This is a genomic window from Pseudomonas sp. SIMBA_068 (genome assembly GCF_046534705.1).
In the GTDB taxonomy this organism is placed as follows: domain Bacteria; phylum Pseudomonadota; class Gammaproteobacteria; order Pseudomonadales; family Pseudomonadaceae; genus Aquipseudomonas; species Aquipseudomonas putida.
Genome location: NZ_JAWRYI010000884.1, coordinates 1 through 259 on the forward strand (window position 1 = coordinate 1; position 259 = coordinate 259).

Below are 259 nucleotides of genomic sequence, written 5' to 3' on the forward strand. Positions count from 1 at the left end.
GTATTGGTTTTTGCTACGCCTCCCGTGAAGATCAGTTTTGATCCCGGATTTTCGCGCCATAAGCGAATACCTTCATTCAGGCGTGGCAGACTGTTATTGATTAAATTAGAGCTCGGTGCCCACTGCGGGTTCCAGGTATAACCACCTCCGAGCACCACGATATAGTCCACTTTTTGCGAATTATTCCATGTCGGATAGGTGCTTTCGATGGGACGCAGCAGGCGGTCGGCTACCGGTTGCAAACTCAATAACAAGAGCG

1 protein-coding gene is annotated in these 259 nt (G+C 49.8%); it reads right to left on the reverse strand.

Features of this window, described 5'->3' with window-relative positions; genetic code table 11:
- The coding region (locus SB756_RS31910; RefSeq protein WP_410913479.1) for an ElyC/SanA/YdcF family protein at positions 1-259 on the reverse strand (259 nt) is incomplete at both ends.